The organism is Frateuria flava, assembly GCF_017837635.1.
Lineage (GTDB): Bacteria > Pseudomonadota > Gammaproteobacteria > Xanthomonadales > Rhodanobacteraceae > Frateuria_A > Frateuria_A flava.
Window position 1 is genome coordinate 68,126 of record NZ_JAGJRS010000014.1, and the last position, 22,122, is coordinate 90,247.

Annotated in this window: 18 protein-coding genes; 5 read left to right on the forward strand and 13 right to left on the reverse strand. The window is 66.4% G+C overall.

Annotation, left to right across the window (positions count from 1 at the left end; translation table 11 throughout):
- Positions 1-93 precede the first annotated feature (93 nt).
- Complete coding sequence (locus J7I44_RS07095) at positions 94-648, forward strand: GNAT family N-acetyltransferase (RefSeq protein ID WP_209618115.1); 555 nt, start codon at positions 94-96, stop codon at positions 646-648.
- 104 nt (positions 649-752) lie between these two features.
- Here J7I44_RS07095 and der read toward each other — a convergent pair whose 3' ends face one another.
- The 7 genes from der to ndk all read right to left on the reverse strand — a co-directional run bounded on the left by der (position 753) and on the right by ndk (position 7,636).
- A complete protein-coding gene (gene der / locus J7I44_RS07100) occupies positions 753-2,153 on the reverse strand; it encodes a ribosome biogenesis GTPase Der (RefSeq protein WP_209618118.1) in 1,401 nt (466 codons plus the stop codon).
- A 25-nt stretch (positions 2,154-2,178) separates the two neighbouring features.
- Positions 2,179-3,393, reverse strand: a complete 1,215-nt coding sequence (gene bamB / locus J7I44_RS07105; protein ID WP_425599748.1) for an outer membrane protein assembly factor BamB — start codon at positions 3,391-3,393, stop codon at positions 2,179-2,181.
- Positions 3,390-4,040, reverse strand: coding sequence for a YfgM family protein (locus J7I44_RS07110; protein WP_209618124.1), 651 nt, complete (start codon positions 4,038-4,040; stop codon positions 3,390-3,392). The genes bamB and J7I44_RS07110 overlap by 4 nt, the downstream gene beginning before the upstream one ends.
- 189 nt (positions 4,041-4,229) lie before the next feature.
- Positions 4,230-5,210 carry a helix-turn-helix domain-containing protein gene (locus J7I44_RS07115; protein WP_209618129.1) on the reverse strand — a complete coding sequence of 327 codons (981 nt, stop codon included), beginning with the start codon at positions 5,208-5,210 and terminating at the stop codon, positions 4,230-4,232.
- Positions 5,207-5,995: a type IV pilus biogenesis/stability protein PilW gene (gene pilW, locus J7I44_RS07120; RefSeq protein WP_209618131.1), complete on the reverse strand. Its 789-nt coding sequence runs from the start codon at positions 5,993-5,995 to the stop codon at positions 5,207-5,209. Before pilW ends, J7I44_RS07115 begins: the two co-directional genes overlap by 4 nt.
- The gene (rlmN, locus tag J7I44_RS07125) at positions 5,985-7,148 is read right to left on the reverse strand and encodes a dual-specificity RNA methyltransferase RlmN (RefSeq protein WP_209618134.1); all 1,164 of its coding nucleotides are present in this window, start codon (positions 7,146-7,148) and stop codon (positions 5,985-5,987) included. The genes pilW and rlmN overlap by 11 nt, the downstream gene beginning before the upstream one ends.
- A 62-nt stretch (positions 7,149-7,210) precedes the next feature.
- Positions 7,211-7,636: a nucleoside-diphosphate kinase gene (gene ndk, locus J7I44_RS07130; protein ID WP_209618137.1), complete on the reverse strand. Its 426-nt coding sequence runs from the start codon at positions 7,634-7,636 to the stop codon at positions 7,211-7,213.
- A gap of 227 nt (positions 7,637-7,863) precedes the next feature.
- Here ndk and J7I44_RS07135 point away from each other — a divergent pair, with 227 nt between their 5' ends.
- From J7I44_RS07135 to J7I44_RS07145, 3 genes are all read left to right on the forward strand, one after another.
- Positions 7,864-8,478, forward strand: coding sequence for a TetR/AcrR family transcriptional regulator (locus J7I44_RS07135; RefSeq protein ID WP_209618140.1), 615 nt, complete (start codon positions 7,864-7,866; stop codon positions 8,476-8,478).
- Between the two features lie 80 nt (positions 8,479-8,558).
- On the forward strand, positions 8,559-10,928 hold the full coding sequence (locus J7I44_RS07140; RefSeq protein ID WP_209618143.1) for a 3-hydroxyacyl-CoA dehydrogenase/enoyl-CoA hydratase family protein: 2,370 nt from the start codon (positions 8,559-8,561) through the stop codon (positions 10,926-10,928).
- 140 nt (positions 10,929-11,068) lie between these two features.
- A complete protein-coding gene (locus J7I44_RS07145; protein WP_245188001.1) occupies positions 11,069-12,274 on the forward strand; it encodes an acetyl-CoA C-acyltransferase in 1,206 nt (401 codons plus the stop codon).
- Positions 12,275-12,456: 182 nt separating this feature from the next.
- On the opposite strand, the gene J7I44_RS07150 is transcribed toward J7I44_RS07145, so the two are convergent.
- The 3 genes from J7I44_RS07150 to J7I44_RS07160 form a co-directional block, all read right to left on the reverse strand.
- Entirely contained in the window at positions 12,457-12,840 is a 384-nt protein-coding gene (locus tag J7I44_RS07150) for a carboxypeptidase-like regulatory domain-containing protein (protein WP_209618146.1), read from the reverse strand.
- Between the two features lie 361 nt (positions 12,841-13,201).
- Positions 13,202-13,588, reverse strand: a complete 387-nt coding sequence (locus J7I44_RS07155) for a carboxypeptidase-like regulatory domain-containing protein (RefSeq protein ID WP_209618149.1) — start codon at positions 13,586-13,588, stop codon at positions 13,202-13,204.
- 326 nt (positions 13,589-13,914) lie between these two features.
- Complete coding sequence (locus J7I44_RS07160) at positions 13,915-16,560, reverse strand: M1 family metallopeptidase (protein WP_209618152.1); 2,646 nt, start codon at positions 16,558-16,560, stop codon at positions 13,915-13,917.
- A 322-nt stretch (positions 16,561-16,882) separates the two neighbouring features.
- Between J7I44_RS07160 and J7I44_RS07165 the strand changes: the two genes are divergently transcribed.
- Positions 16,883-17,542 carry a YajG family lipoprotein gene (locus J7I44_RS07165; RefSeq protein ID WP_209618155.1) on the forward strand — a complete coding sequence of 220 codons (660 nt, stop codon included), beginning with the start codon at positions 16,883-16,885 and terminating at the stop codon, positions 17,540-17,542.
- A gap of 97 nt (positions 17,543-17,639) precedes the next feature.
- Here J7I44_RS07165 and J7I44_RS07170 read toward each other — a convergent pair whose 3' ends face one another.
- The 3 genes from J7I44_RS07170 to J7I44_RS07180 are packed head-to-tail and all read right to left on the reverse strand — an operon-like array spanning position 17,640 to position 21,977.
- On the reverse strand, positions 17,640-20,747 hold the full coding sequence (locus tag J7I44_RS07170; protein WP_209618159.1) for a type I restriction endonuclease subunit R: 3,108 nt from the start codon (positions 20,745-20,747) through the stop codon (positions 17,640-17,642).
- On the reverse strand, positions 20,744-21,457 hold the full coding sequence (locus J7I44_RS07175; protein WP_209618163.1) for a hypothetical protein: 714 nt from the start codon (positions 21,455-21,457) through the stop codon (positions 20,744-20,746). The genes J7I44_RS07170 and J7I44_RS07175 overlap by 4 nt, the downstream gene beginning before the upstream one ends.
- Positions 21,444-21,977 (reverse strand): hypothetical protein, encoded by a 534-nt coding sequence (locus J7I44_RS07180; RefSeq protein WP_209618165.1) that lies wholly within the window; start codon positions 21,975-21,977, stop codon positions 21,444-21,446. Before J7I44_RS07180 ends, J7I44_RS07175 begins: the two co-directional genes overlap by 14 nt.
- Between the last annotated feature and the right edge of the window lie 145 nt (positions 21,978-22,122).

Genomic DNA, 22,122 nt, shown 5'->3' on the forward strand with positions numbered 1-22,122 from the left:
AACGCGCCAGGCATCGTAGGGTGGGCTTGAACCCACCTTTATCGACTGGCGAGGTGGGCTGAAGCCCACCCTGCAAAGTCCAAGGATGCCGCCGTGTCCCTGCCCGCCCATGTGGAACTTGCCGAGGGTCGGCTGCTTTTACGCCCCTGGCAGCCGGAGGATGCACCGGCGCTGCACCAGGCCGTGCAGGAGTCGCTGGAAACCGTCGGCCGCTGGCTGCCCTGGTGCCACGCCGGCTACGACCTCGACAAGGCGCGGGCGTGGATACGGCATTGCCGCGAAGGCTGGGCGAACCACGGGCAATTCGCGTTCGGCGTATTTGAGCGCGATAGCGGCGTATTGCTCGGCAGCGTTGGGTTGAGCCAGCGCAACCTGATGCACCGTAGCGCGTCGTTGGGCTACTGGGTGCGGCAGTCGCGGCAGGGCCAGGGCATCGCCCGGCAGGCTGCCAGGATCGCGGCACGCTTCGGATTCGACCGGTTGGGGCTGGTTCGCATCGAGATCGTTGCGTTGCCGGACAACCACGCTAGCCGGCGGACGGCCGAGCACGCCGGGGCGCGGTTCGAGGTCATCGCCCGGCATCGGCTCTGGGTGCGCGACCGCGCGATGGACGCCGCAGTGTACGCGCTCGTTCCCGCGGATCTCTGACCCCAACCCGTTGCAGGAGCCCGCTTGCGCGGCGATGCGCTTTGCCAACGGTCGGCGAAAGGCATCGCCCGCGAACGAGCTCCTGCCAGAGGCCCTTCACACAGCTATTTCTTGCGCTTTTTCATCTCGCGGATCATCCGCTGGCGCTTGCGCTGCTGGCCCTCGGTGAGGACGTTCTTGCGCCCGGCGAACGGGTTGTCGCCATCGCGGAAATCGATCCGGATCGGCGTGCCTTCCAGCCGGTAGCGCTTGCGGAAGAAGCCTTCGAGATAGCGGCGGTAGGCGGGCGCAATGTGCTTGGTGCGGCTGCCGTGGATCACGATGGTCGGCGGATTGGAGCCGCCCGGATGCGCGAAGCGCAGCTTGGGGGCATGGCCGCGGACCAGCGGCGGCTGGTAGGCCTCGTAGGCTTTTTCCAGCGTACGCGTCAGGTCGGACGAACCCAGCTCGTGTGTGGCCGAGGCATGCGCGCGGACGATCGCGCGCATCAGCTCGCGCAGGCCCGAACCGTGCAGTGCGGAGATGAACACGGTCTTGGCCCAATCGACGAAGACCAGCTTGCGCTCGAGCGTGCGCTGGCATTGTTCGCGCTGGTAGGCGTCCATGCCGTCCCATTTGTTGACGGCAATCACCAGCGCGCGGCCTTCTTCGACCGCATGGCCGATCAGGGTCAGATCCTGGTCGGCCAGGTTCTCGCGCGCGTCGACCATCAGCACGACGACCTGGCTGGCGGCCATCGACTGCAGCGTCTTGATGACGCTGAATTTCTCCACGCCCTCTTCCACCCGCGCCCTGCGGCGCACGCCGGCGGTATCGATCAGGGTGTAGCGCTTGCCGTCGCGCTCCAGCGGCACGCGGATGGGATCGCGCGTGGTACCGGCGACGTCGGAGACGATCAGCCGGTTTTCGCCGAGCAGGCGGTTGATCAGGGTGGACTTGCCGGCATTCGGGCGCCCGACGATGGCGACGCGGATGCTGTCGTCCTCGGCCTGCGCTTCGGATTCGTCCTCGTCCGGCGGAAGCAACGGCAAGGCCGCGGCGATCAGATCCTCGGTGCCGCGATTGTGCGCGGCCGACAGCGGCAGCATGGCGGCGATGCCGAAGCGGGTGAATTCGCCAAGGGCATCCTGCTCCTCCAGACCGTCGGTCTTGTTGACGCCAAGCAGGATCGGTTTGCCGCTGCGACGCAGCTCGGACAGGATGCCCTGGTCCTGCGGCAGCAGGCCGTCACGGGCATCGACCACGAACACCAGCACCTGGGCCTCGTCGATCGCCAGGCGTACCTGTTGCGCGGTGAGCGCGTCGAGGCCTTCCTCGACGCCGGACAGCCCGCCGGTATCGACCACCACGAACGGGCGCGGGCCGAGGTGGCAGACGCCGTAGTGGCGGTCGCGGGTGACGCCCGGCATGTCGGCCACCAGGGCGTCGCGGCTGCGCGTCATTGCATTGAAGAGGGTCGATTTACCGACGTTGGGGCGACCGACCAGGGCGACGACGGGCAGCATGATTCAGCATCTTCCTTGCGGGCGGTCAGCGCGTGCCGCCGAGACGGTAGGCGCCGATGCGGCCCTCCACGTCCTCGACGTACACGACGTCACCCACGACCAGCGGCTGGGCGCGGATGGCGTGCCTGGACAGGCGCTCACGGGCGGCCAGCGCGCCGTCGCCGGTCTGCAGCCAGTGCACGTAGCCTTCGATGTCACCGACCACCACGTAGTCGCCCTGCACTGCCGGCCCGGTCAGCCAGCGGTACTTGAGGTTGTCGTTCTTCCACATCTCGGCGCCGGAGCTCTTGTCGAACGCCCACACCAGCGAGTCGTCGTCCACCGCGTAGAGCGCGTTGCCCTTGGTCGCCAGCGAGACATAGGTGGAGAACGGATGTGCCCACATCGGCCGTCCGCTGGGACCGTCGATGGCCACCAGATTGCCGTGGTAGGCGGCGCCGTAGAGCGTACGGCCGTCGAGCAGGATGGAGCCGTCGGCGTCGTCCAGGCGCTCGATCTCGGTGCGGCCTTCGCCGCTGGCCAGGTTCTGCTCCCACAGCTTCTCGCCATTGTCCAGCCGCAGTGCGACCAGCTTGCCGCCGTCGCTGCCGAAGAACACCACACCGTTGGCGACCATCAGCGGACCGTTGCCACGCAGGCTGAGCAGCGGCACTTCGCTCTGGTCGTAGACCCAGCGACGCTCGCCGCTGGCGGTATCCAGGCCATAGACGCGACCGTCGCCGGTGCGTACCACCACCAGATCGCCCACGATCACGGGCGAGGCAAGCACTTCGGACTTGAGCGTGGCCTCCCAGCGCGGACTGCCGTCCTTCGCGTTGACGCCGTAGACGTGGCCATCGAGCGTACCGACGGCGAGCAGATCACCGCTGACCGCCGGGCCGCCGGCGTAGAAGACGTCCTTGCGCTTCTTGTCGCCCCAGCCGAACCAGCCGTGGGTGCGCGAACTCTTGGACCAGATCGTCTTGCCCGTGTTGGCGTCGAGCGCGACCAGCTTGCCGTCGGCGCTGTCGGCGTAGAGCACACCATCGACCACCGCCGGGCGCAGGCGTACGCCGGTGTCGCCAGCGCCATCACCGATCGTCTCGCGCCACAGGCGGGTGACCTGCACCGTCGGCTTGAAATCCTTCGACAGCGGCGTCGGCGGCTGGACGTTTTCCTTCTTGGCGCTATGGCAACCGGCCAGGGCCACAAGTCCGACCAGCGCCACGGCTATCGCCCGCTTCATGCCCATCACCTTCATGCGCCCTGCTTCCCGGCCACGGCCAGATCGTCGAGTTTGAGTTGCAAGGCGGCGCGCTGGGGCGCGTCTTCAGCCATGGCGGCCAGCGCCGCCTGGTAGGCCTTGCGCGCGTCATCCGCGCGATCAAGCTTGACCAGCGCATCGCCGCGTAGTTCCTGACGCAAGGCTTCGTAGCCCTTCGCATTGACCGCATCAAGCGTGGCCAGCGCGTCCTTGGCCTTGTCGGCGGCCATCTGCACCTTGGCCGTGCGCAGCTCGATGAGCGGCTTGAGCGCGTTGTCGCCCACATGGCTGCGCGCCCACTGCAGGGAGACCAGCGCCTTGTCCAGTTGCTTCGCTTCGACCAGGCGCTGCGCCTGGTCGCTGGCACCGAGCACCGCGTAGGTGGACTTGGCGTAGTCCTTCTCCAGGCGCTCGACCAGCTTGTCGGCCTCACCGGTATTGCCGGAAGCCAGCGCCGTCTGCAGCTGCTGGTAGAGGTTGGACGCCTCCATCTCGCGCGAGGCCTGGTGGTTGCGCCACTGCTGCCAGCCAAAGATCGCGACCAGACCGATGACGATGCCGATGACGATGGACAGGCCATTCTGGCGCAGCCATTGCTGTACGCGTTCGCCTTGCTCGTAATCGTCGTATGCGTCGAATGCCATGCAGATGTCCGTCAAAAGCGCGCGCCGCGACGGCATGGGCCGACCCGGCGCTGGGAAAAGTAGGTTGGAATAGCCCTGACCGAACGGGAACGTCGGTCAATGGGCAAGCATAACCGATGCACCGCGGCCGCGGGCAGTCTGACGTCCTTCGAACCGCGCAATCCGGGCGTTCGCCGCAGGCGAAAGGGATCAGGCGCCGCTGGGTGCCGGCTTGCCGTCCTGCACGCGGAAGTGGGCCACGTTGGCGCGGCGGTACGCCTCCAGCGGCAGCGGCTGGCCGTCGATGCTGACCTTGGCGCCGCCGGCGTTGCCGATGCGCACGTCCAGCGGCTGCGCGCTGTTCCACGTCTTGCTGGTACCGGCCGGCAACAGGCCGTATTCCAGGCGGGAGCCGTCGGCGGCCACCACTTCGACCCAACTGGCTTCGGCCAGCGTGAGACTCACACTGTGCCCGCCCGGCACGGCAGCCGCGGGAGCTGGCATGGGGCTGATGATCTCGGGCCGGGTGGCAGTCAGGCTTCCACTGTCCAGACCGGGGAACGGCGCCATCGAAGCCATCAGCGGCTGCTCCTCGACGGGCGGCGTGATGGTCGCCTTGCGAGCGGCCGCCGCCACAGCGGCGTTGGCATGGTTGCTGGCGACATGCGCGGGGGCGTCCTGCTGGGCGACCGGCGTGGCGTCCAGTGGCGCCAGATGGCTCAGGTCGCGGTCAAGCGTGCCGCGCACGCCCAGCCACACCATCGGCACCACGATCACCGCGGTCAGCACCACGTAGGTGGCGGCAGTGGCGTAGCGTTCGAGCAGGTAGCGCGAATGCGACATGCCGCCCGTGGCCACCAGCGTCGGCTCGGCGCGCTTGAGGCTCGCCAGTTCCGCCTGAATGGATTCCTCGTCCACACCCAGGTAGCGCGCGTACTTGGCGATATAGCTTGCCAGGTAGACGGCGTAGTCGATGCCTTCGCGCTGGTTGCTCTCCAACTGGCGCAGCACGCGCGCCGGGAGCTTGAGCGTGTGCGCGCAGGCATCGATATCCAGGCCGCGCGCCTCACGTGTGGCGCGCAGGCGGCTACCGAAACTGGGGGACTGATCGTTCGACGGGCCATCCGTGATCGCCGCGACGGCGAACAGGTCAATCGCGCGATGGCCGGGATTGGACTGCTGGAAGGTCATGGGCTAGCGGGTGCGTCGAGGGCGCGGGCCTGATCCGAATCCGGGAACTGGCTTTGCAGTCGCCTGCGGTAATTTTGGGCAGCATCCGTGTTACCCAGGCGGGTTTCGATGTCGTGGCCGAGCTTGAGCGCGTCGGCACTAGGCTGGCCCAGCGCGTCGAAGCGCTGGATGAACGCACGCGCGCGGAACGCGTCGTTGTTCAGGAACAGGGCCTTGGCCAGGTGCAGCAGCGCATCGCCATTCTGCGGATTGGCATCCAGCGCCTTTCGCAGAGAGGCTTCGGCGCCGGCCAGGTCGTTCATGCGCAACTGGCAGATACCCTTGTTGGTCAGCGCCACGTCCGGCGTCTGGTAGAACGGGTCTTTCAGCGCGGTGTCGAAATACCTGAGGGCTTCGGCGCCCTTGCCGATGCGGCACAGAAAGGTGCCGAGATTGTTGTTCGGCATGCCCCTGTCCGGCTCCAGCTGGACCGCGCGCCGGTAATGCTGTTCGGCCTGCGCAGGGCGATTGATGCGCTCGTCGAGCACGGCGATCACAGTGTGCGCCGGCGCGTAGTCCTCATCGAACTGGAGCGCCTTGTTGAGCTTCTCCAGCGCGGTCTTGAGGTCGCCGTTGGCCATGTACTGCTGGCCGAGTTCGGTATGGATGCGCGCGGCGTCCTGCGCCTCCTGGCTGCGGCTGGTGTGCGGAATCCGGCCGCCGAGACTGCCTTCCTCGGTGGTCGTGGTGACGCATCCTGCCAGCGCAAGCGCCAGCGCTGCCCCCATCCAGCGTTCAAGACGCATGCACCACTCCTTGTCCCTGATCAAGGCGTTTGCGGAACTCGGCTTGCCGGCGCGTGCGGTCCAGTACCTGACCCTTCAACTGGCCACAGGCGGCATCGATGTCGTCGCCGCGCGTACGGCGCAGCATGGTCAGGACGTTCGCGTTGAGCAGCAGGGTCTGGAACGCGCGGATGGTGTCGGCGTCCGAACGCTCGAAACGCGTGCCCGGGAAGGGGTTGAACGGGATCAGGTTGACCTTGGCGCTGCCGGTGGGCAGCTTGCGCATCAGCTTGATCAGCTGCTTCGCGTGCTCGGGCTGGTCGTTCACGCCCTTCATCAGGGTGTATTCGAAGGTGATCGAGGTGCGCGGCCGGCGCTCGATCCAGCGCAGACAGGCGCCCATCAGCTCGGCGATCGGGTAACGCTTGTTGAGCGGGACCAGTTCCGTGCGCAGCTCATCGTTGGCCGCGTGCAGCGAAACCGCCAGCGACACGTCGATCGTCTCGGACAGCTTGTCGATCATCGGCACCAGGCCGGCGGTGGAGAGCGTCACGCGCTTGGACGCCAGGCCAAAACCCAGATCGTCGCGCATCAGGCTCATCGCCGTGACCACGTTGTCGAAATTCAGCAGCGGCTCGCCCATGCCCATCATCACCACGTTGGTGATGCGACGGTTCTGGTGCGTGACGTTGCCCAGGTGCTTGGCCGCCACCCACATCTGCCCGATCACTTCGGACGCGGCGAGGTTACGGTTGAAGCCCTGCGTGGCGGTCGAGCAGAACTGGCAGTTCAGGCCGCAACCGACCTGCGAGGACACGCAAAGCGTGCCGCGGGTCGGCTCGGGGATGTAGACCGCCTCGATGGCGTTGCCGCCATCCATGCCCAGCAGCCACTTGTGCGTGCCGTCGGCGGCGGCCCTGTCGAACAGCGTCTTCGGGGGACCGACGTAGCACGAGGCCTCGAGCTTGGCGCGCAGCGCCTTGCCCACGTCGGTCATCTTGCCGAAGTCGTCTTCCAAGCGGTGGTAGATCCACTTCATCACCTGCTCGGCGCGATAAGGCTTCTCGCCGAGCTGCGCGAAGAAATCACGCAACCCCTGGCGATCGAAGTCGAGCAGGTTGACCTTGTCGCTTGCGGCTTTCGGGTCGGATGGAGTGGAAGTGGCCTGGTTCATTTTGAGAGTGCGGCCATGGATGGCCGCTTTTTGACCTTCGCGCTCATGGATGAGCGCACAAGTTACCTGGGGGAGACTTCCGTCTCCGCAAAGAAGTAGGCGATCTCGACCTTGGCGGTCTCGGCGGCATCTGAGCCGTGCACCGCGTTGGCGTCGATCGAATCGGCGAAGTCGGCGCGGATCGTGCCCGGCGCGGCGTCCTTCGGATTGGTGGCACCCATCAGCTCGCGGTTCTTCGCGATGGCGTTCTCGCCCTGCAGCACCTGGATCATCACCGGGCCGGAGATCATGAACTCGACCAGCGCGTTGAAGAACGGGCGCTCCTTGTGCACCGCGTAGAAGCCTTCGGCTTCCTTGCGGGAGAGCTGCTTCATCTTCGCGGCGATGACCTTCAGGCCGGCCTGCTCGAAACGGGAGTAGATCTGGCCGACCACGTTCTTGGCGACGGCGTCGGGCTTGATGATGGAAAGGGTGCGCTCCAGCGCCATGGGTCTGCTCCGGGAATACTGGTATCTGAGTGGGCTATCGGCTGGCTTGCCGATCAATGTAGGACCAAATCCGACACGAAATGCGGATTTAGCTCACGAAAGTTTGACAGATTCTAGCCTGATCGCAAGCGGACGCAGCGTGAACCAAACGGCCGTTTGACGGGCCGGAAGCTGCCCGCGTATGCTCAAACGATCGTTTGATTCCCACCCTGCGAGCGAGCCCACGCGTGAACAGTTCCGCCTCGACCAAGGAACGCATCCTCGCCGCCGCCGAGGTGCTGTTCGCCCAGCGCGGCTTCGACGGCGCCTCGCTGCGCCAGTTGACGGCCGCGGCCGAAGTCAATCTGGCCGCCGTGAACTACCACTTCGGCTCCAAGGACAAGCTGGTCGAAGAGGTGTTCCGCCGCCGCCTGGACACGCTGAACGGGCACCGACTGGCGGCCTTGTCCGAGGTCACCGGCAAGCCCGGCACCACGCTCGAGGACGTGCTCGACGCCTTCATCCGCCCTGCCCTGGCACTCTCCGGCGACGGCACCGGCTCGTTGTTCATGCGCGTGCTGGCGCGTGCGTTCGCCGAGCACGACGACCACCTGCGCCAGTTCATGTCCGAAAACTACGGTCACGTCATGCGCCAGTTCACCGCCGAGTTCGCCCGGTTGCTGCCGCAGCTAAGCCGCGAGGAATTGTACTGGCGCATCGACCTGGTCACCGGTGCGCTGACCCATGCCATGTCCGGCTTCGGCATGATCCAGCGCAAGGGCGGCGTCAGCGAGGCCGCCCACCGCGAGCAGACGATCGCGCACCTGATCCGCTTCGCCACCGCCGGCCTGAGCCACCCCTGACCTTATCGAACTCACCGGCCGGCCACGGCCGGCTGCCTAGCCTCTTTCCGTTTTGCTGTCCGCATCCCCTGGAGAAGCCAATGCCCGCAACACTACGCATCCGCAAGGCCGCCGTGCTGGGCGCCGGCGTCATGGGCGCGCAGATCGCCGCGCACCTGACCAACGCCGGTGTCGAAACCGTGCTGTTCGACCTGCCCGCCAAGGAAGGGCCCAAGAGCGGCATTGCGCTCAAGGCCATCGAGAACCTGAAGAAGCTCTCGCCCGCACCGTTGGCGGACAAGAACCTCGCCGCCGCGATCATCCCGGCCAACTACGACGAGGACCTCGACCACCTGAAGGAAGTGGACCTTGTGATCGAGGCGATCGCCGAGCGGATGGACTGGAAGCTCGATCTCTACAGGAAGATCGCCTCGCACCTGTCGAAGACCGCGGTGATCGCTTCGAACACGTCGGGGCTTTCGATCAATACGCTGGCCGAAGCCTTGCCCGAAGAAATGCGCCACCGCTTCTGCGGCGTGCACTTCTTCAACCCGCCGCGCTACATGCACCTGGTCGAGCTGATCCCGACCCGGCTCACCGACGCCAGCGTGATCGAAGGCCTCGAAGCCTTCCTCGCCACGACGGTCGGCAAGGGCGTGGTGATTGCCAAGGACACGCCGAACTTCATCGGCAACCGCATCGGCGTGTTCTCGATGCTGGCGACCATGCACCACACCGAGCAGTTCAAGCTCGGCTTCGACACCGTCGATGCGCTGACCGGCCCGGCCATTGGCCGCCCCAAGAGCGCCACCTACCGCACCGCGGACGTGGTGGGCCTGGACACCATGGCGCACGTGATCAAGACCATGGGCGACACGCTCGCCGATGACCCGTGGCACACGTACTTCAAGACGCCGGCCGTGCTGCAGGGACTGATCGATGCGGGCGCGCTCGGCCAGAAGACCGGCGCCGGCTTCTACAAGAAAGTCGGCAAGGACATCCTGGTGCTGGACCCGGCCAAGCGCGACTACGTGCCGTCCGAACAGAAGGCCTCCGATGAGGTCGCCGCCATCCTCGCGATCAAGGACCCGGCCGAGAAGTTCGCCAGGCTGCGCGCATCGGGCGATCCGCAGGCACAGTTCCTGTGGGCGATCTTCCGCGACCTCTTCCACTACACCGCCTACCACCTGGCCGACATCGCCGACACCGCGCGCGACGTCGACTTTGCCATCCGCTGGGGCTACGGCTGGAAGCTCGGTCCGTTCGAGACCTGGCAGGCCGCGGGCTGGCAGCAGGTCGCCAACTGGATCGCCGAGGACATCAAGGCCGGCAAGGCGATGAGCGACGCGCCGCTACCCGCCTGGGTCACCGATGGGCGCAACGGCGTGCACGGCAAGGAAGGCTCCTGGTCGGCCGCCGACGGCAGCTACAAGCCGCGTTCGCAGCACCCGGTCTACGCGCGCCAGCTCTTCCCCGACGCCATCCTGGGCGAGAAGTTCGACCAGGGCACCACCGTGTGGGAGAACGACGGCGTGCGCCTGTGGACGCTGGGCGACGACGGCGTGGGCATCCTCTCGTTCAAGACCAAGATGCACACCGTCAACGATCACGTGCTCGACGGCATCCAGCACGCCATCGGCGTCGCCGAAGAGAAGCTCAAGGCGGTGGTGATCTGGCAGACGTCCGAACCGTTCTCCGCTGGCGCCGACCTGAAGGGTGCGCTGGGCCTGCTCAAGGACGGCAAGTTCGACGCCTTCGAGTCGATGGTCGCGAACTTCCAGCGCACCAGCATGCGCATCAAGCATTCGCTGGTTCCCGTGGTCGCCGCCGTGCGCGGCTTGTGCCTGGGCGGCGGCTGCGAGTTCCAGATGCATTCGGCCCGCACCGTGGCTGCGCTGGAAAGCTACATCGGCCTGGTCGAGGCGGGCGTCGGCCTGCTGCCGGCCGGCGGCGGCCTGAAGGAGCTGGCCGTGCGCGCCGCCAACGCCAACCCGGCCGATCCGTTCGAGTCGCTTAAGAAGGTGTTCGAGACCGTGGCGATGGCCAAGGTGTCGGCCAGCGCGCTGGAAGCCAAGCAGCTCGGTCTGCTGCGCGAGAGCGACGTGGTCGTGTTCAACGCCTACGAGCTGCTTCACGTAGCGAAGCAGGTCGCCGCGTCCCTGGCCGAAAGCGGCTGGCGCCCGCCCCTGCCCGCCCGCGCGATCCCGGTCGCCGGCGACACCGGCACGGCCACCTTCAAGGCCTCGCTGGTCAACCTGCAGGCGGGCTACTTCGCCTCCGAGCATGACGTGGCGATCGCCAGCCGCATCGCCGACACGCTGTGCGGCGGCGGTATCGAGCGCGGCTCGCTGGTCGACGAAGCCTGGCTGCTCAAGCTCGAGCGCAAGCATTTCGTCGAGCTGGCCAGGACCGAGAAGACCCAGGCCCGCATCGCCCACACGATGACGACGGGGAAGCCGCTCAGGAATTGAGAATCGGGAATCGCAAATAGGGAATGGTCAAAAACCATTCCCGACACGCCTACACCTTTGCCACAAAGGCCGGACTCGCAGGGCTTCGGGACCATTCCCGATTCCCCATTCCCGATTCCCGGCTTTCGGAGAAAGCCACAATGACCAAGCAAATCCAGGACGCCTACATCGTCGCCGCCACCCGCACGCCGGTCGGCAAGGCGCCGCGCGGCGTCTTCAAGAACACCCGCCCGGACGACATGCTCGCCCACGTGATCCGCGCCGTGATGGCGCAGGCACCGGGCATCGACCCGCATCGCATCGGCGACGCGGTGATCGGCTGTGCCATGCCCGAGGCCGAGCAAGGCATGAACGTGGCGCGCATCGGCGTGCTGCTGGCCGGCCTGCCGCACACCGTGCCGGGCGTGACGATCAACCGCTTCTGTTCGTCCGGTCTGCAGGCCGTGGCCTACGCGGCGGACGCGATCCGCCTGGGCGAAGCCGACCTGATGCTCGCCGGCGGCACCGAGAGCATGAGCATGGTGCCGATGATGGGCCACAAGGTCGCCATGAACCCGGCGATCTTCGACAACGAGCACATCGGCATCGCCTACGGCATGGGCATCACCGCCGAGAACGTCGCCAAGCAGTGGAAGGTCAGCCGCGAGGAGCAGGACGCCTTCGCCGCCCGCAGCCACGAACGCGCCCTGGCCGCCCAGGCCGCCGGCGAGTTCAAGGACGAGATCACCCCGTTCCAGCTCGATGACCACTATCCGGACCTGGCCAACGACACGATCAGGACCGATAGCCGCGTGATCAGCCAGGACGAGGGCCCGCGCGCTGGCAGCACCCCCGAAGTTCTCGGCAAGTTGAAGCCGGTTTTCCGCAACGGCCAGTTCGGCGGCACCGTCACCGCAGGCAACTCCAGCCAGATGTCCGATGGCGCCGGCGCCGTGCTGATCGCCAGCGAGAAGGCGATCAAGGAATACAACCTTCAGCCGCTCGCCCGCTTCGTCGGTTTCGCCGTGGCCGGCGTGCCGCCGGAAGTGATGGGCATCGGGCCGAAGGAGGCCATTCCGCTGGCGCTCAAGCGCACTGGCATCAGTCGCGACCAACTGGACTGGATCGAACTCAACGAGGCTTTCGCCGCGCAGGCGCTGGCGGTGATGAAGGATCTCGAGCTCGACCCGGCCAAGGTCAATCCGCTGGGCGGCGCCATTGCGCTGGGCCATCCGCTCGGCGCCACCGGCGCCGTCCGCGTGGCCACGCTGGTGCACGGCCTGCGCCGGCACAAGCAGAAGTACGGCATGGTGACCATGTGCATCGGCACCGGCATGGGCGCGGCGGGTATTTTCGAGGCGCTCTGAAAGCTCGGCTCCTCCATTGAAAAGGAGGAGCGCGCATCGCTTGCAGGCATGCTGTTGGTGGGACCGCCGACGGGCGATCGCCAAACACGCCGGTCGCGCCCAAGGACGCTCCAACAAAAAGCCAGCGCCTTGCGGCGCTGGCTTTTTGCTTCGCCGGGCGCGTCAGCGCCCGACTCGAGGCCTTACTGCTGGCCCGCGGCGGTCGCCTGACCGTCGAAGTCCACCTTGATGCCGCGGCCCACGACCACCGGCACGTTCAGGTGCTTGGCAACCGGCTGGCCGTTCTCCGACAGCGTCACCGTGTAGACGCCCACCGGCAGCTCACGGATGGCGTAACGACCCTTTTCGTCCACCTTCACTTCGCGCTGGGTGCCATTGGTGGTGCTCTTGGCCAGCACGCTGCTGCCAACCGGCGCGTTGCCGAACACCTTGCCGGCAGTGGCCTGCGCGTAGACCGCAGCGGAACCTGCCATGCCGAAGGCCGCGACGGCTGCCGCCATCACGAAAGCCCGCACGGACTGGCCACGACGCGTCGAACCCGTTTTGATCGAGTGGAGGTTCTTCATGGTTTTTCCTTGTTCTCGTTTTCGATGTGGGGGAACCCGTGTGCCGCCAGGGGTTTGGCGTTGCGCCCACGGATCGTGCCGATGGCCTACCGCCAACGGCTGTCGCGCACTGGACGGCCAGCCGTCGTGCGGACGCGCGCAGCGTACCCGATGACGAAGCCGTGACGAAGGGCCAAAAGTCATTTGCGCTACCGATTCGACAAAGCACCTTCCAGAAGGCCATCTCGCGCGCGAAGGCAAAGCCCAGTCGGGCGATCCGTGCGCACGACATCCCGGCAAAACGAAGCGCCCGGCACCTGCGGCACCGGGCGCTTGCTTACGGGGTTTCACGATGGCGGCCCGTACCGCTCGCCAGCTGTCGCTAGTTGGCCGCGAGCTCCGAGCACCGTCCGTAGGCACACTCCATGTCCACACGCGAACCGCGGTCCACATAAACCTGCACGCTGGGATGCTGGGCACGCGGCTGGCCTTGATCGAGCACGGTGACCGTGTAGATGCCTACCGGCAGCCAGCCGACCTGGTAGCGGCCCTTCGCGTTGACGGGAATCGTGCGGCTGATGCCGAACTCGGCACTGGCTACCTGGACGGTCGAGCCGGCCGGCGCGTGACCGAAGACCCTGCCGGTCGTCACCGCAGCCTGCGCCGCACCGGAACCTGCGGCGCAGATGCCAACGACAGCGACCCATGCCAACTTACTTGCCAGCGAGCGGCGGGATGCGTCCGGATGAATCGAGAAGGATGCGTTCATGGGGATACCTGCTCTCATCGACGTGGAGGACCCATGAGCAGCCAGGGGTTTGGCGAGCTCATGAGGGTTCGGACGGACCGCCTGCCACACGCACGGCTGATCGCCTGCAACAGGCACCGCCCACGGCCTTCCGATCGATGACGACGCCATCCACCAGACGGCGCCAGCAGCCTATTCCGACCATCGTCCCCGTCGAGGGCCAAAGGTCACGTCTGCGCAAGAAATGATGTCAAGGTTCCATCGATGCGCGCGCTATCGTTCGCCACCTCGGCCTGAAAAAAAGGCCCCGCATTGCGGGGCCTTTTCACCTTGCAGGCTTCGAGAAATCAGCCGGCGTGCTTGTCCAGCCACGCATCGATTTCGGGCAGGCGGTCTTCGCGGATCATCATGCGGTACTTGATGTTCGCCACCACCTGTTCGGCCACGCGGCGGGACGTCGGCGCGATGTACTTCTGCGCGTAATCCTGGATCTTCTGGATCATCTCCGGCTTGGTCGAGCTGGCGCCCAACACCGGGTAGTAGCGGCTGCTGGAGGTCGAATCGACCAGCTTGTTGACCTGCTCGCGATGCGCCACGGCGAAGTCGAACGCCATTTCCGGATGCTGGTAGCCGACGGCACGGATCATGCCCGCGCTGTTGGTGGCGCCCGGCTCGTCGGTAAGCGCCAGGTTGAGCGCACGCTGCGCCAGCGCATCGTTCTCCGGAATGGAGAGCATGCTGTAGAGCTGGTCCTTGATCAGCGGCGTGGTTTCGGCCTTGGCTTTCGCGTGCAGCTGGTCCCAGGTTGCCGGATCAGCCTTCTGCGCGACGATCGCGGTGATGGTCTTGCGCAACGCCACCGGCACGGCATCGGGGTTGCTCTTTTGTGCGGCGAAACGGCGGCGAGCCTCGTTGATGACCTGCTCATCGCCCAGGTCCGCCATCACGGCGATCAGCGACTGGCGCAGATTCGCGGTCGGCGCACCCTCGCCAGCCTTGGCTTCCCAACCGATCTTTGCGAAGACCGGCTGCAACTGACCCAGCGCGAACGTGCGCAGGCGCTGCTGACGGGTCTGGTCGCCACGGTAGTAGTTGTCCAGCGAGGACAGGTAACCGGCCACCTCCGACCACACCTGCGGATCGGCATCGGCCGGGGTCGCGGTGATCAGCGCCAGCACGTTGGACACCGGCTCGTTGCCGGCCATGCCCAGCGCCCAGGTGTCACCCAGCAGGCCAAGCTGGTCGATCGGCGCGAGCTTGGCGAACTGGCCCTTCAGGGCATCGAAATTGTTCTGCGCGTACAGCGTGCGGTAGTAGCCCGTCTGGCCGGCGTTGACCAGCACCGGACCACAGCCGGGCACGGTCAGCGTGGCCTTTCCGTCCACCACGGTGCGCACCGTCTCGCCGCCGACCGTCTTGGCGATCACCGGCACGTGCCAGCGCAGCGGCTGCTTGTTCGGCCGGTCGCGGGTGAACTCGCCCTGGCGCAGCGCGATGGTGGTCTTGCCGTTGGAGCACGCCGCCGCGCGCACCTCGATCATCGGAATGCCCGGCTGCAGCGTGAAGTCATGCGCGATCTGCGTGATCGGCTTGCCGGCCGCGGCCTGCACGGACTTCCACAGGTCATCGGACACCGTGTTGCCGTACGCGTGCGCCTTGATGTAATTGCGCACGCCGGTGCGCCAGGCCTCCTCGCCCACGTAGCCTTCCAGCATGTGGATCACCGCCTCACCCTTGGAGTAAGTAATCGCATCGAACGCCTGGCTGGCCTGCTCCACCGTCTCCACGTGCTGCACCACCGGATGGGTGGTGGCGACCGAGTCCTGCGACATGGCGCCTTCGCGCACGCCCACGGCATCCAGCTCCGTATGCCATTCCGGATGCAGCTTCTGCGTGGTGCGCGCGGCCATCCACGAGGCGAAGCCTTCGTTGAGCCACAGGTCGTCCCACCAGTTCATCGTGACCAGGTCGCCGAACCACTGGTGCGCCATCTCGTGCGCGGCCACGTTGAACACACGCTCCTTGTCGCGCTGGGTGGAGATGTGCGGGTTCATCAGCAACGAATATTCAAAGGTAAAGATCGCGCCCCAGTTCTCCATCGCCGAGAAGAACTGGCTCTGGCCCGGCGCGGCGATGTTGTCCAGCTTCGGCAGCGGGTACGGCACGCCGAAGTAATCGTTGTATTCCTTCAGCACCAGCTTGGACGAATCCAGCGCGAACTGCGCCTGGTCGATCATCCCCTTCTGCGTGATCACGCCGATCTCGGTGCCTTCGGTATTCAGCGTCGCGCGCTCGAAATCGCCCAGGCCGAAGAACAACAGGTAGGTCGACATCTTCGGCGACTGCCCGAAGCGCACTTCGGTCATGCCGTTGCCCAGGTCCTTCTGCGAGGCGATCGGCATGTTGCTCACCGCCATCTCGCCGCTGGGCACGTTGGCGGTCAGCGTGAAGGTCGCCTTGTAGTTCGGCTCGTCCCACGAGGGGATGAAGCGGCGCGCGTCGGAATTTTCGAACTGCGTGTACAGCGCACGCTTCTTGCCGGCCTTGGTGTCGTAATCCAGCGCGAAGATGCCGTTGGCCTGCGTGCCGATCTTGCCGGTGTAGGTCATCGCCAGGCGGTAGGTGCCGGCGGGGATCGGGTGGTCGAAGGTGAAGGTCGCGGTCTGCGCCTTCTCATCCACCGAAATCTTCGGCGCGGCGAACGCCATCTTGCCCTTCTCCGCCGTCAGCGACGCCTTGGAGAAGGTCAGGTCCGCGGCATTGAGCGTGATCGAGGGGGTCGGCTTGGTGACCGCCAGCGTGATCGTCACCTGGCCGTCGAACGACAGCTTGTCCGCATGCGGCGTCACCGCCACGTCGTAGTGCGAAGGCACCACCCCGCGCGGCAACTGCGTCGTCGCCTCCCGCACCTCGGCCGCTGAAGCGACCCCCAGCGGAGCCATGGAAAACCCGGCCAGGGCCAGGCAGATTGCGGTGGAGAGATGACGGCGCATAGGGGTCCTTGTGGGGATGAGCGGGACGAAGATCCGTGCAGGCGGCACCACGCGGGTGACGGACGGCACAGAGCCGCGCGAGTGTTGCCCGAGTGGGGCGTGGGCGGACACCGCCGGAAGTCATGGGGGCGTCGGGGCGCTCCCCACCCCGGGTTATGCTTGCCAGGCACTCAGCCGACGAAACAAGGGGATCGCGAGCGCAGAGCTTCAGGTGCTAGACGCGCCTGTGCAGGCGTTCGCCCGCGCTGCAAGTGAGCGCAGGTTCGTTCCCGAAGTCGCCGTCCGCGCTGGCGCATCGTTTCGCAATGTCAAAGGGGAAAAAATGAAGCATCTCGCTCGTGGCTTGACCATCGCCTTCGCGCTGGCCGTACTCTCCGGCTGCGCCACCTCACGCTCGCGGCTTACGCTTGACGTGCCCTCCCCGGGTTCGGCCGTGGTCAGCGGAGGCAAGCCCATCGTTATCGACGCCGTGCGCGATGCGCGTACGTTCGAAGCCGACCCGAACGATCCCAGCACCCCCTCGCTGAAGAAAGGTGCGAGCTACCGGCTGGATGCCGAACAGCGCAAGCAGGCCATCGCCCGCAAGCGCGGCGGTTTCGGCCATGCCTTTGGCGACATCCTGCTGCAGTCCGGCAACGTCGAGTTGCTGACACGGGAACTTGTGGTCAACGCCCTGGCCTCGCGTGGCTACAGCGTGGTGCCGTCGGAGAACGCGCCCTCGGATGCGCCGCACGTCAGCGTGGATATCCGCCAGTTCTGGGCCTGGTTCACCCCGGGCATGTGGAGTGCCAGCATCGAGGCGCGCGTCGAAACCCTGTTGGACATCGTCGATCCCAGGGGCAAGCGCCAGCTCGACGTGAAAGGCTACGGCTACAACGCCATCCAGGTGGCCCGCGACGCCAATTGGCAGCTGGCCTACGAGCGCGCCTTCAAGGACTATCTCAAGCAGTTCGACCAGGCCGCCGCGAACAACGGGCTCTGAATCGGCCCGCCGAAGCTGCTGCTTCAAGGCAGCTTCGGCGGCTTCCAGACAACGACCGCAAGGATGCGGCGACGGCTCTGCGCACCAGCAAGACGACCTAGCCAGCAACCCTGGAAGCGCCGGTAGAACGCAAGGACTCATACAGCTGTCCCGGCCCAAGCAGGATGTCCTTCAAGCCGTTGCGCACCCGCTCCGAGCCGAGCGCCTGACCGCTCATCAAGGAGTGCGCGTCGAGGGTATCGATGATCGCGTTGAGCAGCGCATCCTTCAGGTCGGGCGAGTTGGCGAACTGCTCCTTGCTGTTGCTGCTGGCCTGCTGCACCAGCGTCTCGTTCTCCAGCAGCTTGCCCTTGATCACGCCATTGACGTACAGCAGCTGGTCACCGTCGGTGAGGTCGCCCTCGAAGAGACCGTTGACTCGCTCGATGATCTCGGTGAGGTAGGCCTTTTCTTTCTCTTGCACTGAACCGCTTCCGAGAGCATCAATCGGCGGCAACTTGTAGCTGCCATCGGCATTGAGGCTGAGCGGTTGGCGTCCGGCGCTGCGCAGCGTGTGATGGGTCAGCACAACCTTGGACAGGTCCACCGTCTCGCGCTCGCGCCCGAACTCCAGCAGCGGGATCAGCCGCTTGTAGAAGAGGAAGCGCTTCTCGATGTCGGTGTTGCCGTAGTCGAGCATCTGCGAGAGGAAGGCATACAGGCGCACGTAGGCGCCCATGTCGCCCTTGAACAGCTGCAGCGCATCCATGATGTCCTTCTGCGATTGCGCCGCCGGCTCGTCGCCGCGGGCCAGCGCATCGGCACGGGCGAGCTGGGCGGCACGGTAACGCTTGAGGAGACGGTCGGCGACCGGCGCCATCGCGGCACTGAGCTGTGCCTGCGTGGCGTTCGGGTCGGTCTCGATCCTGGCCACTCGATCCACTTCGAAGTCGTCGTAGTGGCCACTGGCGTCGAGCTTGGCGCGCAGGTCGAACACCAGGTGCGGATCGGTGGCCGCTTCCAGCTCGGCAGTGGCGTAGTAGGTCTTGAACGCCTTGAGAATCTCTGCCGCCTCGTTGACGAAGTCGAGGATGTAGGTGGTGTCCTTGCCCGGATGCGCGCGGTTGAGGCGCGACAGCGTCTGCACCGCCTGGATGCCGCCCAGCAGCTTGTCCACATACATGCCGCACAGCAGCGGCTGGTCGAAGCCGGTCTGGAACTTGTTGGCCACCAGCAGCAGGTGGTAATCCGGCTGGGCAAAGGCGTCGCGGATGTCGCGCCCTTTCAGGCCGGGATTGAGATGCGCGCTGGTTTCGGCGACCGGCTCCGGATAACTGTCCGGGTCGTTCACCTCGCCGGAAAATGCCACCAGCACGCCCAGCGGGTAGTTCTGCCGCGCGATGTACTCGCGCACGGCCTTCTGCCAGCGCACCGCCTCCTTGCGGCTGCCGACCACCACCATCGCCTTGGCCTTGCCGTCCAGCAGCGGCTGCACGTGCTCGCGGTAGTGTTCCACCACGATCTGCACCTTGGCGGCGATGTTGTAGGGATGCAGGCGTACCCACTGCATGATCCCCTTCATCGCTGCGCTGCGCTCGACCTCGGCCTGGTCGTATTCCTTGCCTTCGTGGGCCAGTCGGAACGCCAGTTTGTACGGGGTGTAGTTGCGCAGCACGTCGAGGATGAAACCCTCCTCGATCGCCTGCCGCATCGAATACACGTGGAATGGCAGCGGCAGCCCATCCGGCCCCGGCCGCCCGAACAGCTCCAGCGTCTTGGCCTTGGGTGTGGCGGTGAACGCCACGTAGGTCAGCCCCTGCTGACCGCCGACGCGGGCGGCCATGCCTGCGGCCAGCATGGTTTCGGTGTCCACCTCGCCGCCGTCCTGCAGCTCGGCCCACTCTTGTGCGCTCAGCAACTGCTTGAGCTTGGCGGCGGATTCGCCCGTCTGCGAGCTGTGCGCCTCGTCGGCGATCACCGCGAAGCGCTTGCCTTCGGTGGTGGCCAGCTCCTGCGCGGCGCTCATCGCGGCGGGGAAGGTCTGGATGGTGCAGACGATGATCTTCTTGCCCGCCTCCAGCGCGGCCTTCAGCTGCGCACTCTTGCTGCCGCGCTCGCTGGTGATGGTTTCGACCACGCCGGCGGTGCGCTCGAAATCGAAGATCGCCTCCTGCAGCTGCGCGTCCAGCACGTTGCGGTCGGACACCACCAGCACGCTGTCGAACAGCTTGGTGCTCCCCTGGTCGTGCAGGTCGGCGAGAAAGTGCGCGCTCCAGGCAATGGAATTGGTCTTGCCCGAGCCAGCCGAATGCTGGATGAGATACCGCTGCCCCGGCCCGTTGGCGCGCACGTCGGCCACCAGCTTCCGTGTCGCATCAAGCTGGTGGTAGCGCGGAAAGATCACGCTGCTGAGACGCTTCTTGTCGTCGCGCTTGCCGATCAGGTAACGGCCCAGGATCTCCAGCCAGCTGTCGCGCGCCCACACCTGCTCCCACAGGTAGGCGGTGGCGAAGCCGTTCGGGTTCGGCGGATTGCCCGCACCGCCGTCGTGCCCCAGGTTGAACGGCAGGAAGCGCGTGGCCGGGCCGGCCAGCCGCGTAGTCATCATCGCCTCGGCCTGGCTCACCGCGAAATGCACCAGCGCGCCGCCGGGGAAGGACAGCAACGGCTCGGCCACGCCGCCCTTGGGATGTGGATGCCGGTCGTAGCGGTACTGGTCCACCGCGTCGCCCACGCTCTGGGTAAAGTCGGACTTGAGCTCCGCCGTCGCCACCGCGATGCCGTTGACGAACAGCACCAGGTCCAGCGCGTCGTTGGGGTTGTTCGGCGAGTGCTTTACCTGCCGCACCACGCGCAGGCGGTTCGCTGCGTAGCGCTGCTCCAGCTCGGGGTTCATCGCCAGTGCCGGCTTGAACTGCACCAGCGCCAGCGGCGCCTTCAGCCCGACCATCTCCACGCCGCGGCGCAGCACCTCCAGCGTGCCGCGCTCGTCCAGGCTCTTGCGCACGCGCTCGGCAATGCGGGCCGCCGTTGCCGGACCGTGCGCTTTGGTCAGGCGCTCCCAGGCCTCTGGCTGGGTCGCCTCGATCCAGGCCAGCAGGTCCGGCAGGTAGAGGCCGTGCGTGCGGTCGTGTTGCTGGGCGTCGCCCTCGGCGTAGAGCCACCCGTGCGCGGCAAGGTGCTCGCAGATTTCGCGCTCGAAGTGGTGCTCGCGATGCAGATTCATGCCCTACCTTCCCCTGTCTGTTCCTGCCCCTGCGCCATCGCCTGCAGGCGACTGGCGACCACGTCCGCGCGCTCCGGCTCGGCGATCAAGCCGGGCAGCACATCGGTGAAGCCCGGCCGCGCCAGCAAATCGGCGAACGCGGCGGCGATGGCTTGCCGCACGTCCTGCGCCGCCTCTGCCACTTCCCTTACCAGCTCCTCGCGCCCATCGACAACGTTCAGCACGTCTTCCAGGTCGTGGCTGGCCAGCACATCACCGCGCCCCCGACTCGCGAACGCCTCCAACTTGGTCGCCACAAAGGCCACCGCGGTCGCCAACCGGATCTGCAGCCCCTCGCCCAGCGCCACCCTTTGCGCGGTGCCCACCGTATAGGGATACCAGCGGTTGGCAAAGCCCAGCACATCCGGGCTTTCCGGCATCAGGTCGAACACCGCACCGGAATCGCGATGGATCCAGCGACAGATCACGCTGCTGTCCGCATCCTCCTGAAAGCCGCGACGGGCCAGCTCGCGCTGCATGCGCTGGAACTGCGCCCGCCCGGCCTGCGCCACCGCATCCACATCGCGGGTCGCGCGCACGCCTTCGGCCAGCGGGTCTGTCACCAGCAGGCCAGCCACTGCACCACCGAGAAACACCACCTGCTCCCTCAGGTCGCCCAACGCCTGCGCGATCGTGCGCAGGGTGGGCAGGTTCGGGTCATCCCTGCGCATCCGTTCGCTCCAGCTCCTTGGTCAACAGGTCGGTGGCCAGCGATCGCTCGCGCGCGCGGCCCGCGCGGATCGCGTCCTGCAAGGCCAGCAGACGGTGCAAGGCGGGATCGAGCAGCGCGGCCTGCGGTGCCGAACGGTAGATCGGCGACAGACTCGGCCCCTTGGCCTTGCCCGCCGGATGCGCCCACACCGGCACTTCGCTGGCTGCCGCGGTGATCTTTCCGGCCAGGGGTTCCACGCCAAACGATGTCGGCAACCCGCGCTTTACCGGCCCGGGCTGCGCGGGCCAGACATAGCGCACGCCATGAACAGCGAACTCGGTCAGCGCCGGACGCACGGGCGCCCAGTCGCCGCGACCGCGCACCACCCCCAGCCCCGCGGCAATGGCGCGCTGAACGCTGCGATGGGCTTGCGATGGGCTGAGCCCAAGGTCATTGCCCAAGGCTGCGTAAGTCCAGCGCTGCCCGGGATGGGCCGCCGCCTTGAACAGCACGAGAAGATCCTGGGGCTTCAGTTCCATTGGAGGCGCTCCACATTCTGGAATATGGAATATCAACCACCCGCGCAGTTGATGCAAGCAGTGGCGGACGCTGCCGGTGAACGTCATGCGGCGGTAAATTGCTCGAACTGTCAGGCGGTGCGGCCTGCATGCAGCTACCGGGTAG

What these genes read in the sequence shown, in the direction of transcription:
- J7I44_RS07150 (WP_209618146.1), bottom strand. Translation starts at nt 12,840, where the DNA reads ATGAAGAACCTCCACTCGATCAAAACGGGTTCGACGCGTCGTGGCCAG.
- rlmN (WP_209618134.1), bottom strand. Translation starts at nt 7,148, where the DNA reads ATGAACCAGGCCACTTCCACTCCATCCGACCCGAAAGCCGCAAGCGAC.
- J7I44_RS07115 (WP_209618129.1), bottom strand. Translation starts at nt 5,210, where the DNA reads ATGACCTTCCAGCAGTCCAATCCCGGCCATCGCGCGATTGACCTGTTC.
- J7I44_RS07175 (WP_209618163.1), bottom strand. Translation starts at nt 21,457, where the DNA reads ATGCGCAGGGATGACCCGAACCTGCCCACCCTGCGCACGATCGCGCAG.
- J7I44_RS07145 (WP_245188001.1), top strand. Translation starts at nt 11,069, where the DNA reads ATGACCAAGCAAATCCAGGACGCCTACATCGTCGCCGCCACCCGCACG.
- J7I44_RS07110 (WP_209618124.1), bottom strand. Translation starts at nt 4,040, where the DNA reads ATGGCATTCGACGCATACGACGATTACGAGCAAGGCGAACGCGTACAG.
- der (WP_209618118.1), bottom strand. Translation starts at nt 2,153, where the DNA reads ATGCTGCCCGTCGTCGCCCTGGTCGGTCGCCCCAACGTCGGTAAATCG.
- pilW (WP_209618131.1), bottom strand. Translation starts at nt 5,995, where the DNA reads ATGCGTCTTGAACGCTGGATGGGGGCAGCGCTGGCGCTTGCGCTGGCA.
- J7I44_RS07140 (WP_209618143.1), top strand. Translation starts at nt 8,559, where the DNA reads ATGCCCGCAACACTACGCATCCGCAAGGCCGCCGTGCTGGGCGCCGGC.
- J7I44_RS07170 (WP_209618159.1), bottom strand. Translation starts at nt 20,747, where the DNA reads ATGAATCTGCATCGCGAGCACCACTTCGAGCGCGAAATCTGCGAGCAC.
- J7I44_RS07165 (WP_209618155.1), top strand. Translation starts at nt 16,883, where the DNA reads ATGAAGCATCTCGCTCGTGGCTTGACCATCGCCTTCGCGCTGGCCGTA.
- ndk (WP_209618137.1), bottom strand. Translation starts at nt 7,636, where the DNA reads ATGGCGCTGGAGCGCACCCTTTCCATCATCAAGCCCGACGCCGTCGCC.
- J7I44_RS07155 (WP_209618149.1), bottom strand. Translation starts at nt 13,588, where the DNA reads ATGAACGCATCCTTCTCGATTCATCCGGACGCATCCCGCCGCTCGCTG.
- bamB (WP_425599748.1), bottom strand. Translation starts at nt 3,393, where the DNA reads ATGAAGGTGATGGGCATGAAGCGGGCGATAGCCGTGGCGCTGGTCGGA.
- J7I44_RS07160 (WP_209618152.1), bottom strand. Translation starts at nt 16,560, where the DNA reads ATGCGCCGTCATCTCTCCACCGCAATCTGCCTGGCCCTGGCCGGGTTT.
- J7I44_RS07180 (WP_209618165.1), bottom strand. Translation starts at nt 21,977, where the DNA reads ATGGAACTGAAGCCCCAGGATCTTCTCGTGCTGTTCAAGGCGGCGGCC.